Source organism: Candidatus Stoquefichus sp. SB1, from assembly GCF_001244545.1.
GTDB lineage: Bacteria > Bacillota_I > Bacilli_A > Erysipelotrichales > Coprobacillaceae > Stoquefichus.
Genome location: NZ_LN852693.1, coordinates 177,799 through 193,672 on the forward strand (window position 1 = coordinate 177,799; position 15,874 = coordinate 193,672).

General features: G+C 31.2%; 14 protein-coding genes and 1 other annotated feature. Of the genes, 13 read left to right on the forward strand and 1 reads right to left on the reverse strand.

Features of this window, described 5'->3' with window-relative positions; all coding sequences use genetic code 11:
* Positions 1–27: 27 nt before the first annotated feature.
* From BN1865_RS01960 to BN1865_RS01990, 7 genes are all read left to right on the forward strand, one after another.
* Positions 28–1,542, forward strand: a complete 1,515-nt coding sequence (locus tag BN1865_RS01960) for a prepilin-type N-terminal cleavage/methylation domain-containing protein (RefSeq protein WP_050635583.1) — start codon at positions 28–30, stop codon at positions 1,540–1,542.
* Between the two features lie 14 nt (positions 1,543–1,556).
* Positions 1,557–3,230 carry a GspE/PulE family protein gene (locus BN1865_RS01965; RefSeq protein ID WP_050635584.1) on the forward strand — a complete coding sequence of 558 codons (1,674 nt, stop codon included), beginning with the start codon at positions 1,557–1,559 and terminating at the stop codon, positions 3,228–3,230.
* Between the two features lie 11 nt (positions 3,231–3,241).
* On the forward strand, positions 3,242–4,288 hold the full coding sequence (locus tag BN1865_RS01970; protein WP_050635585.1) for a type IV pilus twitching motility protein PilT: 1,047 nt from the start codon (positions 3,242–3,244) through the stop codon (positions 4,286–4,288).
* A gap of 1 nt (position 4,289) precedes the next feature.
* Positions 4,290–5,147, forward strand: coding sequence for a prepilin-type N-terminal cleavage/methylation domain-containing protein (locus tag BN1865_RS19015; RefSeq protein WP_050635586.1), 858 nt, complete (start codon positions 4,290–4,292; stop codon positions 5,145–5,147).
* Between the two features lie 142 nt (positions 5,148–5,289).
* Positions 5,290–5,524, forward strand: a binding site (T-box leader).
* Positions 5,525–5,643: 119 nt separating this feature from the next.
* A complete protein-coding gene (locus BN1865_RS01980) occupies positions 5,644–6,639 on the forward strand; it encodes an ABC transporter substrate-binding protein (RefSeq protein ID WP_050635587.1) in 996 nt (331 codons plus the stop codon).
* A gap of 11 nt (positions 6,640–6,650) precedes the next feature.
* Positions 6,651–7,520, forward strand: a complete 870-nt coding sequence (locus BN1865_RS01985) for an ABC transporter permease (RefSeq protein WP_050635588.1) — start codon at positions 6,651–6,653, stop codon at positions 7,518–7,520.
* Positions 7,514–8,299 (forward strand): ABC transporter ATP-binding protein, encoded by a 786-nt coding sequence (locus tag BN1865_RS01990; protein ID WP_050635589.1) that lies wholly within the window; start codon positions 7,514–7,516, stop codon positions 8,297–8,299. Before BN1865_RS01985 ends, BN1865_RS01990 begins: the two co-directional genes overlap by 7 nt.
* A 43-nt stretch (positions 8,300–8,342) precedes the next feature.
* Here BN1865_RS01990 and BN1865_RS01995 read toward each other — a convergent pair whose 3' ends face one another.
* Positions 8,343–9,092: a MurR/RpiR family transcriptional regulator gene (locus BN1865_RS01995; RefSeq protein ID WP_050635590.1), complete on the reverse strand. Its 750-nt coding sequence runs from the start codon at positions 9,090–9,092 to the stop codon at positions 8,343–8,345.
* A 102-nt stretch (positions 9,093–9,194) separates the two neighbouring features.
* Here BN1865_RS01995 and BN1865_RS02000 point away from each other — a divergent pair, with 102 nt between their 5' ends.
* From BN1865_RS02000 to rlmD, 6 genes are all read left to right on the forward strand, one after another.
* Positions 9,195–9,479 carry a hypothetical protein gene (locus tag BN1865_RS02000; RefSeq protein WP_050635591.1) on the forward strand — a complete coding sequence of 95 codons (285 nt, stop codon included), beginning with the start codon at positions 9,195–9,197 and terminating at the stop codon, positions 9,477–9,479.
* Positions 9,436–10,173, forward strand: coding sequence for a pseudouridine synthase (locus tag BN1865_RS02005; protein ID WP_232780293.1), 738 nt, complete (start codon positions 9,436–9,438; stop codon positions 10,171–10,173). The genes BN1865_RS02000 and BN1865_RS02005 overlap by 44 nt, the downstream gene beginning before the upstream one ends.
* 39 nt (positions 10,174–10,212) lie before the next feature.
* On the forward strand, positions 10,213–11,541 hold the full coding sequence (locus BN1865_RS02010; RefSeq protein ID WP_050635593.1) for an MATE family efflux transporter: 1,329 nt from the start codon (positions 10,213–10,215) through the stop codon (positions 11,539–11,541).
* A 27-nt stretch (positions 11,542–11,568) separates the two neighbouring features.
* Complete coding sequence (locus BN1865_RS02015) at positions 11,569–11,817, forward strand: Smr/MutS family protein (protein WP_050635594.1); 249 nt, start codon at positions 11,569–11,571, stop codon at positions 11,815–11,817.
* Positions 11,818–11,827: 10 nt separating this feature from the next.
* Entirely contained in the window at positions 11,828–13,261 is a 1,434-nt protein-coding gene (pepD, locus tag BN1865_RS02020) for a beta-Ala-His dipeptidase (RefSeq protein ID WP_050635595.1), read from the forward strand.
* Between the two features lie 143 nt (positions 13,262–13,404).
* Entirely contained in the window at positions 13,405–14,526 is a 1,122-nt protein-coding gene (rlmD, locus tag BN1865_RS02025; RefSeq protein ID WP_050635596.1) for a 23S rRNA (uracil(1939)-C(5))-methyltransferase RlmD, read from the forward strand.
* The last annotated feature ends 1,348 nt before the right edge of the window (positions 14,527–15,874 follow it).

The following is a 15,874-nucleotide window of genomic DNA, read 5'->3' on the forward strand; positions in this document are numbered from 1 at the left end:
TGATTCATGAGAAGGTGGTGAGACAATATGAAAAAAAGGCGATTTAATAAAAATGGATTTACACTTATTGAGATTATTGTTTCCATTGCCATATTCTCAGCAGTGATAGCTGTTTTAGGTAGTGTAATGATTAGTGGCTTTAAGTATTTTTATGAGACATCTAATACTGATTTAGATAAGAGAAGTATTGATCAATTATCAAGTTATGTTCGTGAGCAATTATTATATGCAACAGATGTTAAAATACAGAATAGTAAACCTGAAGGAAAATGGTATAGTATAAGTGTTGTTGATAATAAGTTACATCATTATGATCAAGATGAAATAGATTTAAATGCTTTTAATAATGATAGTTATTATAATGGTCATTCATTTAAAATGACTGTAAAAGCATATGAAAATAATAGATTAGATTTGAGCTATAGTATGTTAGATGGAACTGAAGCATTATATACAACAAGAGATACACTTGAACTTATGAATGTTACTTCTATTGAAAATGCACCTTTTGCTGATGAGAAAATAGTTGGACAAGATGATTTAAAAATTTACTATAAGAAAGATAAGACAGCTATTAATAATAGCGGTGGTAGTGGTGAAGATAGTCCATTTGAAGTTACTGGAACAGTGGCAGATCAAATATCTGATATTACTTTGATTAATGGACGATATATGCATACAAATCAAGAAAGAATGAGTTTTGAATATGGTGATTTTTATTATTATGAGGGATATTGGTGGAAATTTATAGATAAGGCTCCATACACATCTGTAACTGGAAAACCGGGAGATATTTCTTATCATCATAGGTGGAAAAAAATCGATGCTCAATGGATGGCTGGTTCAGGATATGAATATGGTGATATTGTACAACATAATGGAAAATATTATCGATGTGTGGATAAAAACGGACAAAATATTACTGATTTACCTGATTATGAGCCAGGACAAAACTATTGGATGGTTTTCTGGGAAGAAATCACAAATTCATTTGATAATAAAATACCTAACGTTAGAGGAGAGGAAACTTCTGAAACTACTAAAAATAAAAGACTTAAAACAGTTATTAAAGAGTTACCAAATTCAGAATTGGAGCTTGAAAAAATACCTATATATAATTCCTCTCACAAGTATTCAATTGGTGATGTTGTAAAAATAGATTACCATGGAATTTATAAATATTTTAAAAAAATTGTTGATAATAATATTGGACCTGGGGAAAAAGAAAAAAATATTTATTTGAACAATGCATATAATGTTGGATGGAAAACACTATCTGTTGATTGGGATGATTGTAGTGCCTATGAAATAGGCGATATAGTGTTTGTTGGCTTTGATGAAATTTATTATGTACAAGTAGGAGATAAAGCTGGAATTATAAACTATGGAACATCATATGCTGATTATACTTATAGTGGAAAAATACAGTTATCGTTTGTTAAAGAGGAAAATGTGTATTTTCAGGCAGCTTATTTGAATCAGGGGCAGGGGGAAGCAGAAGGTGCATATTTAAATTGGTATATCAAGAGTGTTATACAATAATTAGGAGGTAACTTATGAAACGTGTACCAATAGGTGAAGTATTAAAGGAGTATGGATATATAACTGATGAACAGTTACAGGAGGCTTTAGAGGCACAGAAGAAAGATAAATCTAAGAGATTGGGTCAACATTTAATTGATTTGGGATTTGTAAATGAAGAACAGACTTTACGTGCATTGAGTGCAAAATTAGATTATCCAATGATTGATTTATCAACAGCTCCTATAGAGATTGATGCTGTAGCAAAGATTCCTCAACAGTTAGCAGAAAAATATAATGTTATTGGGATTAATATTGAATCAAATACTTTGACTGTTGTAACGAGTGATCCAATGGATTTCTATGCTTTAGAGGATATTAGACTTGTAACAGGTATGAATATTTCAATTGGATTAGCAGTTCATGATAGAATTAAGGATGCAATTGATTATAATTATTCAGAAATAAAGGCAAAATCTGCTGCTGAAGTAGCTAATAGGGATACAACGCATTTTGAAGCGATTGATGAAGAAATCTTTGATAGTGAGTCTGATGACTCACCAATTGTTAAATTATTAAATTCTTTATTAACTAAAGGTTTTAGTAGTAATGCTTCTGATATTCATATTGAACCTTTTGAAAAAGAAACATTAGTAAGAATGAGAATTGATGGAATGCTCATTGAATCTATGAAACTTCAAAAGAGTATTCATAGTCCATTAGTAGTAAGAACGAAGATTTTAGCAAATCTTGATATTTCAGAGCGTCGAATTCCACAGGACGGTCATTTTGTTGTGACAATCAATGGTGAACGTATGAATTTACGTGTGTCTATTGTGCCTACTGTATATGGTGAAAAGATTGTTATGAGATTTTTAAATTCTAATACACCTATTGATCATGCAAATCATTTTGGGATGACTGATATTAATTTTAAAAAAATGAATTTAATGATGGATAATCCTAATGGAATTATTTATGTGACTGGACCAACGGGTTCAGGGAAAACAACGACCTTATATATGATAATGGAAAAATTAGCAAAACGAAATGTTAATATTTTGACAATTGAAGATCCTGTTGAAAAGAATCTTGAGCGTATTAATCAAATGCAGGTAAATAATGTTGCTGGATTGACTTTTGAAAGTGGATTGAGAGCAATTTTAAGACAAGATCCTGATATTATTATGGTAGGAGAAACACGTGATGCTGAAACAGCTTCTATTTCTGTAAGAGCTGCTATTACAGGGCATTTGGTTGTTTCTACACTTCATACAAATGATGCTGTAAGTACAATTGTAAGATTAATTGATATGGGTATTGAACCGTATATGGTTGCTAATAGTGTTGTTGGTATTGTAGCACAACGTTTGGTTAAGAAGGTATGTCCTCATTGTGCTAAAAAAGAAATAGCATCAGAAGATGATAAACGTATCGCTGGAAAGAATTTGCCATATGTTTATCGAAGTGTTGGATGTCCAGCATGTCATCATACAGGATATAAAGGAAGAATAGCTGTACATGAAATGGTTTTAATTGATAAAAAAATTAAGAAAATGATAACTGAACATGCTGATATTGATGATATTTATGATTATGTAAAAATTAATCAAGATTATAGTTCTTTGTTTCAGGAAACTCTTAAATTAGTGGAAGAAGGTCAAACGACTATAGAAGAGTTATTGAAAATTTCTTATTATGAAAGATAGGGTGATTTGTAATGCAAGCGCTAGATAATATTTTAAATTATGCAAGAGAAAGAGGATATTCTGATGTTCATTTAGGTGGACTTACAAATATTATGGTTAGAAATAATGGTATTCTTATACCTTATGAACATAATTATACTTCAGAAGATATTGTTATTATGATTGAATCAATGTTAGATGAAAATCAACTTACTGACTTAAAAAATGGTCATGATATTGATTTGGTCTATGTCGAAGGAGAAAATCGTTACAGAGTTAATGTATATAAAGAAAGAGGTCATCTTTGTGCTGCATTGAGAGTTATTTATGAACGTATTCGTTCATTGAATGAATTAGGATTACCGCCTGTTCTTCAAAAATTAACGCAAGATCCAAGAGGTCTTGTCCTACTAACAGGGCCAACTGGTTCAGGTAAATCAACAACTCTTGCGGCAATGATTAATGAGATTAATAATAATCGTAAGTGCCATATTTTAACGATTGAGGATCCAATTGAATATGTATATAAACAAAATCTTGCATTAATTCATCAAAGAGAAATTAATTTTGATGTTGATTCATTTGATACAGCGTTAAGAAGTGCAATGCGTGAGGATCCAGATGTTATTTTGGTAGGAGAAATGCGTGATTATGAGACTATTCAGGCTGTAATGACTTTGGCTGAAACTGGTCACTTGGTTTTTTCAACATTGCATACCATTGGTGCTGCAAAAACAATTGATCGTATTATTGATGTTTTTCCACCACATAAACAAGATCAAATTAGAACACAGTTATCAGGTGTTTTAAATGCTGTTGTGACACAACAACTTATACCAACGATTGATGGAAAATCACGTGTTGCTGCATTAGAAATAATGATGGCAACATCTGCTATTGAAAATCTGATTAGAGAAAATAAAGGACATCAGATTAATAGTGTTATTCAAACAGGATCAACACTTGGAATGCAGTCATTAAATATGAGTTTGACTGGGTTAGTTAGACAAGGACGTATCTCAAAAGAATATGCACTACAATATTCTGATAATCCATCTGAATTAAAGACAATGATTTAGTATGAAAAAATTATCAAAAAAGGGTTTTACATTAATTGAAATAATAGTTGTTGTCGTTATATTGGCAGTTTTGTTAGCAATAGCTGTTCCAGCTGTACTGAATTATATAGATGAAGCTGATGATGCGAAATGTATAGCAGAAGCTAAATCAATATTGACGAGTAGTGAACGATACTTAACGCACCAATATGCAAATAAACGCTTAGATAATACACCATTTACTGGTTATTTAACAAGTGATGAAAAAACGAATATTGTGGATGATGTTAAAGGTAATGGTACTTTAAAAAGTCTTTATTATGAAAAAGGAGTAGTCCAAACATTTACATATTACATTAATAAAAAATATGTAATATTTTTAGGATACAATAATCAATTTATTATCCAAGATAAAGTATATGATAATATTGCTGATGCGGTTATGTTTGATGCAAAGATTAGAGAGATTATGGAAGAGTTTTTATCACTTAAAAATTATAGTATTGGATTAAGTATAGATTCAGAGGCAGGAGGAAAAAATTCGAGTATACATGGGGTAGGATATGAGATTAATAATGCTTTAAAAAATTTAGGTTATGATATGGATAATATTTCATGGCGAATTGAGATATTAAATCCTAATACATCTGGTGACAAAAAAGGTGTTAAAAGATATCAATTCCTTGTTTCTGATGTTAAGATTACGCCAGAGATGGCTGCTCAAGGGACACAAGTTGATGCAACCAAATATATATATTATGAAGATGGTACGAAAGATGAAAACAAGTACGGGGATGAAGATAATTTTGGCACTAAAATAAAATGTAATGTAAAAATGCATACTCAAGAAAGTGTTACTTATCCTATTTTACAAAGATGATTTTCTAAGGTATTAACTTGGTTTTGATTTTTATTTAAAAAAATAACAAATTTTAATGTATAAATTTGTTATTAGTATAAATATTATAAAATAATTAAAAAATAAATTGACACTGTTAATATGTTATGTTAAATTGTATACAAGAAAACCAATGAGTGGGAGATAAAACTTGAAGATGTACTTAAAGAGAGTCTAGGATGGTGGAAGCTAGATAGTGGCAGTTAAGTAAATGGACCTACGAGGGCAATGGGGAAAGATAACGAGTATCCATTGACGTGAGCTTACGTTATAAAGCAGAAATGTGTTAGCATTTTGATGAGTGGGTTTGAGATAACCAATTAAAGGTGGCACCGCAGATATATACATCTGTCCTTTTGCAGGACAGGTGTTTTTTGTTTATATGCTAACAAGAGGGGGAAAGAAATATGGAAATGAAACGATGGCGTAGCTTCTTATGAATTGAATAAAAAAACAAATGATAAGGAGAGAAAGAAAAATGAAAATGAATAAATTATTTAAAGGAATGATGGCAGCTGGATTGGCTGCAAGTATGTTAGTAGGATGTGGAAGTAATGAGGGGAGTTCTTCTGATACAATGAAGAAAGTAGCAATTATTCAATTAGTTGAGCATACTTCTTTGAATACGATTAAGAGTGCATTTGATGCACAAATGAAAGCATTAGGTTATGAAGATGGTAAAAATGTTGAATATACATTTAAAAATGCACAGGGTGATAATAATACAGCAGCAAGTATTATTCAGGAATTTAAGGGAGATAATCCAGATGTTGTTATGGCTATTGCAACACCAGTTGCCCAAGCTGCTGCTAAATTGGCAAGTACAACGCCTGTTGTCTTTGCAGCAGTGAGTGATCCTATTGGTGCAAAATTGATGACGAATTTAGAAAAGCCTGATAAAAATATTACTGGTACAAGTGATGAGATTCAAGTTGAATTGATTTTGGAAAGAGCTTTACAAATAAATCCTCATTTAAAAAAATTAGGTGTCTTATATAATAAGGGTGAAGCAAATTCTGTAACAAATATTAATAAAGCAAAGGCATTTGCTAAGGATAAAGGAATTGAAATTGTTGAAGCAACAGTAACTGGTATTAATGAAGTTCAAAGTGCAGTTAATGTTTTAACAAGTAAATGTGATGCTGTTTTTGCACCTAATGATAATACAGTTGCAAGTGCAATGAATGTTGTAAGTCCAGCATGTGCGAAAGCAAAAATACCTTTATATGTTGGAGCTGATTCAATGGTACAGGATGGTGGTTTCTTAAGTGTTGGAATTAATTATGAAGATTTAGGTAAAGAAACTGCAAATATGGTTGATCAGGTTTTAAAGGGGACAAAGGTAGAAGATATCCCTGTTAAGGTTTTTAAGGAAAATTTAAATATTTATGTAAATGAAAATATATTGAATCAATTAGGTATTCAATTACCTGATGAAATTAAAAATGATAAAGCTTTATCTATGATGAAATAGGGGTTGTTTGTATGAATTTAACGGTTGTTTTAGGAGCTTTGGAGTTAGGGGGCATATTTGCAATTATGTCCCTAGGACTCTATATTAGTTATAAAATTTTAAATCTTCCTGATTTGACAGTGGATGGAAGTTTTACACTTGGATGTGCAGTCAGTGCAGTTTTTACAATTCATTCAATGCCTTATCTAGGTTTAATATTAGCCTTTGTGATAGGATGTATTGCTGGTATTGTGACAGGACTATTAATAACAAAATTGAATATTATGCCATTACTTTCTGGGATTCTTACCATGACAGGACTATATTCAATTAATTTAAGAATTATGGGTGATGCACCCAATATATCTTTGTTTGAATCATCTTCAGTTTTTACACCTTTAGAATTTTTAGCACCTTATGATAAAATCATTGTTATTGGTATGATTGTTTTACTTGTCTGTTTGTTCTTACATTATTTTTTAAGAACACAGTTAGGATTGGCTTTAAGAGCATGTGGTGATAATGAAGATATGGTGAGAGCAAGTTCGATTGATACAGATAAAATGAAAATTCTTGGATTGGCTTTAGCCAATGGTTTTGTTTCTTTAGGTGGAGCAGTTTATGCGCAACATCAAACTTTCTCTGATATTGCTAGTGGAACAGGAATGATGGTTATTGGTTTGGCAAGTATTATTGTTGGAATGACGATTATTAAGAAAGATAAAATTGGTTTTCAATTATTTGCTGTTGTATTTGGTGCTGTTTTCTACCGTGCAATTTTAACAATTGCTTTACAACTTGGTTTACCATCAGGTGATTTGAAATTATTATCTGCAGTGTTGGTTGTTATTGCAATTGCATCAGCAAGTTTCAAAAGGAAAAGGAGACGATCAAAATGTTAGAACTTCGAGATATTTCAGTCATTTTCCATGAAGGAACAGTGAATGAAAAAATCGCTCTTTCAAATATTAATCTTCAATTAGAACAAGGTGACTTTGTGACAATTATAGGAAGTAATGGGGCAGGAAAATCAACTCTTTTTCAAACCATTTCTGGTGCTGTTTATCCAACAGCAGGTGAAGTCATCTTGAATGGTCTTAATCTTACAAATGTTCCTGAATATAAGCGTTCACGTTTTATTGGTCGTTTGTTTCAGGATCCTTTAAAGGGAACTGCTCCCTCTATGACGATTGAAGAAAATCTTTCACTTGCTTCTCAACGTGGTCAGCATTTTAGCTTGGCACTCTTTTCACATAAGCATAGAAATGAAATGATTCAAGCTTTAAAAGAATTAGATTTAGGATTAGAAGAACGTTTAGATACAAAGGTTGGAACTTTGTCAGGTGGACAAAGACAGGCTTTAACTTTGTTGATGGCAACTTATGTGAAACCTGAATTACTTTTATTGGATGAACATACTGCTGCATTGGATCCTAAAACAGCACAAAAGGTTTTAGAAATGACTGCTCATATTGTTGAAGAACATCATATTACAACGTTAATGATTACTCATAATATGGAGGATGCATTAAAATATGGAAATAAAACAATGATTATGAAAGATGGTAAAATTATTGCACTGGTTGAAGGTGAACAAAGGGAAAAGATGAGTGTAGATGAATTGATTCATCTTTATTCAACATCAACTCATGATTATAACGACCGTTTATTTTTAAGATAACAAAAATACGCTACATCATTATGATGTAACGTATTTTTGTTGATTATAAGTAATATTGTTGAAAATAATGAAGACGTATTAAATCACAGATTGTCATAATCTGATAATTAAAATTAATACTATCAAATTTACCTGGAACATAAATAACTTTACAATTAGGTGTTGCTTCAGTTCTTAAATATTTTTTGTTTTGTGTAATAAGGATTTGCTGTGCTTTTTCTATATGAACATCTTCTTTAGATTTTTTAAATCCTTCTAGATAACGTCCAGTGGCACTAATAACAATAGCAACATCTTTTTCATCCATAACAATGGGATCATAACTATGATATTGAATGAAAGGTTTTCCAAATGTAATCATATCCGTTTGTAATTCAATTGCTATAGAAATAGGATAGAGTGCCCCAAATACAACAATTCTTTTGGCTTTATATAATTTCTGACATATATCACTAATGATTTTTTCCATTTCTTCATCAGTACAGTCTTTATCCATATTTTCAATATAATCACGACTATCAGCACCAAGCATTCTGACTCTGATTTGATTTAAACGGGTTTGATGATGATTCACTAATGTTTCTCTAAATTCCTCATATTGATTAAATCCTAATAAGGCAATAAAAGCATACAGTTCTTCTTTTTTAAAACATCCTTTTTCTAAGAACTGTTCTTCACTCATATCTTCCATTTCTAAATAATGAAAAATAATAAATGTACAAATTTTATAATTATAATCATGAAATAATGTTCCATTTAAATATGTTAAAATACGACTTAATAAGATATTCATACAGTGACCTCCTTGATTTCTATTATATCATGAAATGATATAAAAAAGATAAACATTTTTCTTTTTGAAAAAAAATGATATACTGAATCTGGGGTGAATGTAATGATCATAAAAAAAGTAGATATTTCACAAATTGATTTTGTATATAAAAAATATAATCATTCTCTATATGATTCAATTATGAGAATTGGATTCTCTTTTCCAATTCATGTGATTGAAGAAAATGAAAGATATCGATGTATTGATGGACATAAGCGTTTATCTGTCTTATCAGATATACTTCATGTATTTCCTGATTATAAACGTGGTGGAGAAGTTTGTATCTTAATTAAAAATAGTGGGGATGAACGTTCTAATGATTGCTGGAGAGGAAGAAATACACATTAAACCACTTTATCAGATTTTAATGAAGAATCAATGTGGAAATATAAAACAATGTCGAACCCTTATTAAACATCAGTGTGTAAAAGTGAATGGAATTATTGAAACCAATATGAATTATTTGGTTCAACAAGATGATGTTATTGAGGTATTAGATAAAATCATTCATTCTCAGCCATTTGTTTATTATATAATGAATAAACCTAGTGGATATGTCTGTGCAAATCATGATACTCATTATCCATGTGTCACTGATTTATTGGAACGTCATGATTGTCATTGTGTTGGACGCTTAGATAAGGAAACGACGGGTTTGTTATTATTAACGAATGATTCATCAATGATTAAAAAATTATTACTTCCACAGTTTCATGTTGCTAAAAAATATCTTGTTGAAGTTCAAAAGCCTCTTTGTTATGAATTGGTATCTATCTTTTTACAAGGGGTTATAATAGATGGTGCTAAGCAATGTTTACCAGCTGATTTGGTAATTATTGATAGTTATCATTGTTATGTAACTATTCATGAAGGAAAATATCATCAAATTAAGAAGATGTTTTTGTCATGTCAAAACTGTGTGGTGAAGTTAAAAAGAGTGCAATTTGCAGGAATTGATTTAGATGATGAGTTAAAGTTAGGTGAATATCGTGAATTAACAAAAGCAGAATTTCAAAAATTGAAAGAAGTGATGATTCAATAATTTGAGGTTTATAATAAAAATCATGGGAGGATGAGAAGGATGATGTTTTCTAATCATGATTTAAAGAAATTAATAATTCCTTTAATTATTGAACAATTACTGGTTGTGACAGTTGGATTTGCAGATACAATTATGGTTTCAAGTGTAGGTGAATCGGCAGTTTCTGCGGTTTCATTAGTTGATGGAATTAATATTCTGTTAATTAATATATTTGCAGCTTTGGGGACAGGTGGAGCTGTTGTTGCAGCTCAGTTTATTGGACAGGGAGCTCACGAAAAAGCTAAATTTTCTGCTAAACAGCTTATCTTGATTACTGCTATTTTATCAATTATTATTATGATTATTGTTATTGTTTTTAATGGCACATTGTTGCATCTGATTTTTGGAAATGTGGAAATAGATGTGATGAAGAATGCTGAAATTTATTTTTTGTTTTCAGCTATGTCTTATCCATTTATTGCTTTATATAATTCTGGGGCGGCTTTATTTAGAGCAATTGGAAATTCTAAAATTTCAATGATTAATAGTGCCATTATGAATGCTATTAATATTGTTTTAAATGCTCTTTTTATTTTTGGTTTTCATTGGGGTGTTTTTGGTGCAGTCTTAGCAACTTTGATTGCTCGTGCTATTGCTTGTTTGGTTATTTTATATATGTTATCTCATAGTGATAATCCGTTGCGTATTGATGATTTTCGTCATTGGGCATGGGATGGGATTTACATTAAAAAGATTTTATCGATTGGGATTCCTTCGGGATTAGAAAATGGAATGTTTCAATTTGGAAAAATTCTTGTTCAGAGTTTAATTGCGACTTTTGGAACGTATTCAATTGCTGCTAATGCTGTCTCTAATAATATTGCTCAAATGCAGATTATTCCAGGAACTGCTATGGGATTAGCAATGGTGACTGTTGTGGGGCAATGTGTAGGGGCTAATGATTATGCTCAGGCTAAATATTATATTAAAAAAATTATGAAGTTAACTTATGTATCAATGACAATTGTTATTGCTGTTATATTAATGTTGACACCATTTATTTTACCTTTCTATTCTTTGTCATCACAGACAACTGATTTGGCTTATCAATGTATTTTCATGCATGGTATTATAGGAGCGTTTATTTGGCCATTATCATTTACTTTTCCAAATGCTCTAAGAGCTGCCAATGATGCAAAATATACAATGATTGTTTCGGCTCTATCCATGTGGACTTTTCGCTTTTGTTTCAGTTATGTGTTAGGACAATATATGAATTTAGGCTTATTAGGTGTTTGGATAGCAATGTTTATTGATTGGGCAGTGCGTTGTGTGTTCTTTGTTTGGCGTTATCTGAATGGAAAATGGATGAATAGACAATTGGTTTAAGAATTGATATAATGAAAGGGTGAAAATATGAGTTCAGGAATTATTGAAATAGATGTTCATGGAATGAATCAATTTCAGGCAAAAACAATGATTGATGCTGCTTTAAAACGGGCTAATCGAGGCACGTATATGATTCGGATTATTCATGGATATCATAGTGGTACAGCACTTCGAGATATGATTCGCAGTAGGTATCGCTCTCATCCTAAAATCATACGGATTGAACTAGGAATGAATCCAGGAGTTACTGAACTTGTTTTGCGAACACTTATATAGGAGGTAGAATATGGCTGTTTTAGATACAAATGTTTTGGTCAATTATTATTTTGAAGAGATTGCAAAGATTCCTCATGGTTCTTATCATGAAGAAGCAATTGCTGATTATATTGAAAGTATTGCAAATGAGCATGAATTAAAATATTATCGAGATGAAATGCATAATATAGTTGTTTATAAAGAGGCATCTATTGGTTATGAGGATCATGCACCATTGATGTTAGAAGCACATATGGATATGGTGAATGAAAAAAATAATGAGAGTTCTCATGATTTTGATAATGATCCTTTAGCTTTATATGTAGAAGATGGTTTTTTACATGCAAAAGGGACAACATTAGGAGCAGATGATGGTTATGGAGTTTGTTATATGTTGGCTATATTAACAGATAATACATTGAAACATCCTCCATTAGAATGTGTCTTTACTGTTCAGGAAGAAGTTGGATTATGTGGTGCTTTAGCATTTGATGCAAGTGTTTTAAAAGCTAAACGTATGATTGGTTTAGATAGTGAAACGGAAGGAGAAACATGTACATCTTCATCTGGAGGTAATGATTTATTAATTACCAAACCAATTCGTGGAGAAGATAATGATTCGCCTGTTTATGTAATTGAAGTGACTGGTTTATTAGGTGGACATTCAGGAGAATGTATTGATAAAGGAAGAGGTAATGCAAATAAAATTGCAGCGCGTGTTTTGTATCACTTATTAAAGGGTGGTAAAGACATACGTTTAATAGAGATAACAGGTGGTTTAAAAAATAATGCGATTCCACGTGAATGTAGTGTTGCTTTTGCAAGTTCAAGTTCTTTTGAAGATTTATATGAAATGGTTCAGTCATATGAAAGTGATATTAAAAAAGAATTAGAAATCAGTGATCCAAATCTTTCTATCACAATTCATGAAGAAGAATGTGATGTTTGTATTTGTGCTGAAGATAGTGAAGCTGTTATCTCTATTATGTATCTAGCACAAAATGGAATGATTGAAAAATCACAGGCAATAGAAGGTTTAACAACTGTTTCTTTAAATATGGGAGTTGTCAGAACAGATGATGACTGCATAACAATTGATTATTCTATTCGTTCACCACTCCAAAGTATTCGTGAAGAATTATCATTGCAGTTAGAATTGATTGCTTCTATTTATAATGCATATGTCGAAGTTTCTAATGATTATCCAGGTTGGGATTATGATCCTGATTCACAGTTACGAGCACAATTTAAAGAATTTTATTTGACATATACTGGTCAAACCTTAAAAGAAGTTGCAACTCATGGTGGACTTGAAACAGGAGCATTTAAAGGAAAGATTCCAGAATTGGATATTATTACGATGGGACCAAATATGGCTGATATTCATACACCTGATGAAAGATTAGATATAGAATCATTTGTTAAGACTTATCAATTATTGGTTTCATTTATTGAAACTTTGTAGGAATTCTATACATTTAATAAAGGAACTGTTATACTATTTATAACAACATTTTCATGCAGAGACATTTTCCCTTTCAGTCTTTGTATGAAAGTGGAGTAAAAGTCATTGTGCTTTTACTCTTTTCTTTAATGGAAGGAGAATATATGAATTGTCAGATTCGTAAACGTTGTGGAAGTTGTCAATATATTGATATAGATTATTCACAACAATTAATAAAAAAGAAACAATATTGCCAACAATTATTTCCAAAATTACATGTTCATTCAGTAGAAGGCATGGAAAATCCTTATGCTTATCGAAATAAGGTAATTGTTGCATTTAATCAAAAATATGAATATGGGTTATATGAAGAATCATCACACCGCATTGTTCCAATGCAAAAATGTCTTCTTCATGATGAACAAACTCATCAGGTTTTATCAAAAATTCAATCTTTATTCAAAAGATATCATATGTCTATTTATGATGAACAAAAGAAGAGAGGGTTTCTTAAACATGTTTTAATAAGAAGAGCAGTAGAAACAAATCAAACTTTAGTTGTATTAGTTGGAACTGATACTCTTTTTAAAGGATCTAAGAATTTTTGTCAGGAATTGGTTAAAGCATGTCCACATGTTCAATCCATTGTTTTAAATATTAACAAACGACAGACAAGTATTGTTTTATCTCAACAAGAAAAAGTCCTTTATGGTAAAGGTTTTATTGTTGATAAATTATGTGGTTTATCATTTAAGATTTCAGCTCAATCTTTTTATCAGATTAATCATTATCAATGTGAGAAGTTATATGCAAAAGTTGCTGAATTGTTAAAGGCACAGGAAAATCAGATTGTTTTAGATACATATTGTGGAATTGGAACAATTGGTATGAGCATTGCTAAGAATGTTAAACAGGTTATAGGTGTAGAACGTAATCGAGATGCTTATAAAGATGCTTTAAATAATGCCAAAATGAATCATATTGATAATATTTCATTTTATAATGAGGATGCTACAGCATTTATTCAAAAATTAGCCCAATCTTCTCAACATATTGATAGTATTATTATGGATCCTCCTCGAGCAGGAAGTACAAAAGAATTTATTGATGCAGTTGGAATTTTAAAACCTCAAAATGTTGTTTATGTTTCATGTGATCCATCAACCCAGGCAAGAGATTTAAAGTGGTTTCAACAAATTGGCTATCAAGCCAAAGATGTTTATTTATACGATATGTTCCCACATACTGAACATGTAGAGTCAATCGTATTACTATGTAAAAAATAATTTGAGAAAGCCTGAAATAAATAGATATATATTTGATAACTTTATTTATAAGATCGTTATAGGCGATCCTAGTCGAGATAATATCAATATCGTAAAAGTACTTATGCAGAATGCAAATAATAAAAATTTGAACGGCAAAGCAGTAAACTCATTTACGATTGCAGATAGAAATTTATATGTATACAATGATGAAGAAGAGCTGGGTAAAACTGAAGTTACCTTTAAAATAGATGTAGATTTATATTACTAATGCTAGAGAAGCTAAAATAGCTTCTCTAGTTTTTTTATCTATTTTACTTTCTATAAAATAGATTATGGAAAGATTTCCATAATCTATTAAGAATTTGGATGCGTCAGTCAATATATTTGCTGAAAGCATTGAATAATAAGCCCTCCTGCTATAATATGAGTACGGAAGTCTTCGAGGATAAAATGAATATACATGTCTGATGTATCTTTGTTTTGTCCTCTTTTCTTTCATGAAAGGAGATAACTATGCCTAAGATAACGATTTCATTTACCAGAGTCTATTATCATGAGTTATCCAATGATACTGCTCTCGCTATTCAAAATGACATATCACTCTATCAGTCAATGCTTCATAAGTCTTACAGAGAACTCTATCATAACAACAGCATCAACTCCAGATATCTGAAGGATATCTATCATACCAATGACTACTTCCCTTTAAGTGCAATCAGTGAGGCTAAGGGAATACTGAAGTCACAGAAGACCTGGCATCATAAGTCTATATCCATGAAAAAGAAGAAGCTAAAGAAGATTGATCAGGAAGAAAAGTATTTTAATCAGTATAGAATGACCAAGTATACTCTTGTAGCGCTTTCTAAAGCGATTACTCATGGTGAAGTACTTCCACCTGTCTACAGATGCAGGGATATGAAGTGGTATAGTCGTGATCCTCTTCACTGCTACTATAGAAATCAGTATATGCTTCTGTATCTGTTTGAGGTTCAGATACTGAATCCACTGATCAGGTCAACAGGACATAAATTAAAGCAGCTCAGATACAGAAGGACAAGGGTGCTTCGTAGGATAGAAAAACTTGAAAAGAGGATGAAGCAGATTCGCTTTCATAGAAACAGGTATATGAAGATAACAGGAAGAAGTCAGGGCAAATACTGCAACAATCTGTTCAAGTATGATCACGAAAAGAAGACAATGACATATATCGATACCTATCAGAGAAGACATGCCTTTTCACTTGACTTTCCCTATCGCAGGGAAGAACTGATAAGAGTACTGAATCTGAAGCATGCCACAAAGGGGAAGGCAGTGTGCTATACCCTGAAGGATAAAGGTGACTACTTCATTATCAGTGCAGCAATAG

What these genes read in the sequence shown, in the direction of transcription:
- BN1865_RS01960 (WP_050635583.1), top strand. Translation starts at nt 28, where the DNA reads ATGAAAAAAAGGCGATTTAATAAAAATGGATTTACACTTATTGAGATT.
- BN1865_RS01965 (WP_050635584.1), top strand. Translation starts at nt 1,557, where the DNA reads ATGAAACGTGTACCAATAGGTGAAGTATTAAAGGAGTATGGATATATA.
- BN1865_RS01970 (WP_050635585.1), top strand. Translation starts at nt 3,242, where the DNA reads ATGCAAGCGCTAGATAATATTTTAAATTATGCAAGAGAAAGAGGATAT.
- BN1865_RS19015 (WP_050635586.1), top strand. Translation starts at nt 4,290, where the DNA reads ATGAAAAAATTATCAAAAAAGGGTTTTACATTAATTGAAATAATAGTT.
- BN1865_RS01980 (WP_050635587.1), top strand. Translation starts at nt 5,644, where the DNA reads ATGAAAATGAATAAATTATTTAAAGGAATGATGGCAGCTGGATTGGCT.
- BN1865_RS01985 (WP_050635588.1), top strand. Translation starts at nt 6,651, where the DNA reads ATGAATTTAACGGTTGTTTTAGGAGCTTTGGAGTTAGGGGGCATATTT.
- BN1865_RS01990 (WP_050635589.1), top strand. Translation starts at nt 7,514, where the DNA reads ATGTTAGAACTTCGAGATATTTCAGTCATTTTCCATGAAGGAACAGTG.
- BN1865_RS01995 (WP_050635590.1), bottom strand. Translation starts at nt 9,092, where the DNA reads ATGAATATCTTATTAAGTCGTATTTTAACATATTTAAATGGAACATTA.
- BN1865_RS02000 (WP_050635591.1), top strand. Translation starts at nt 9,195, where the DNA reads ATGATCATAAAAAAAGTAGATATTTCACAAATTGATTTTGTATATAAA.
- BN1865_RS02005 (WP_232780293.1), top strand. Translation starts at nt 9,436, where the DNA reads ATGAACGTTCTAATGATTGCTGGAGAGGAAGAAATACACATTAAACCA.
- BN1865_RS02010 (WP_050635593.1), top strand. Translation starts at nt 10,213, where the DNA reads ATGATGTTTTCTAATCATGATTTAAAGAAATTAATAATTCCTTTAATT.
- BN1865_RS02015 (WP_050635594.1), top strand. Translation starts at nt 11,569, where the DNA reads ATGAGTTCAGGAATTATTGAAATAGATGTTCATGGAATGAATCAATTT.
- pepD (WP_050635595.1), top strand. Translation starts at nt 11,828, where the DNA reads ATGGCTGTTTTAGATACAAATGTTTTGGTCAATTATTATTTTGAAGAG.
- rlmD (WP_050635596.1), top strand. Translation starts at nt 13,405, where the DNA reads ATGAATTGTCAGATTCGTAAACGTTGTGGAAGTTGTCAATATATTGAT.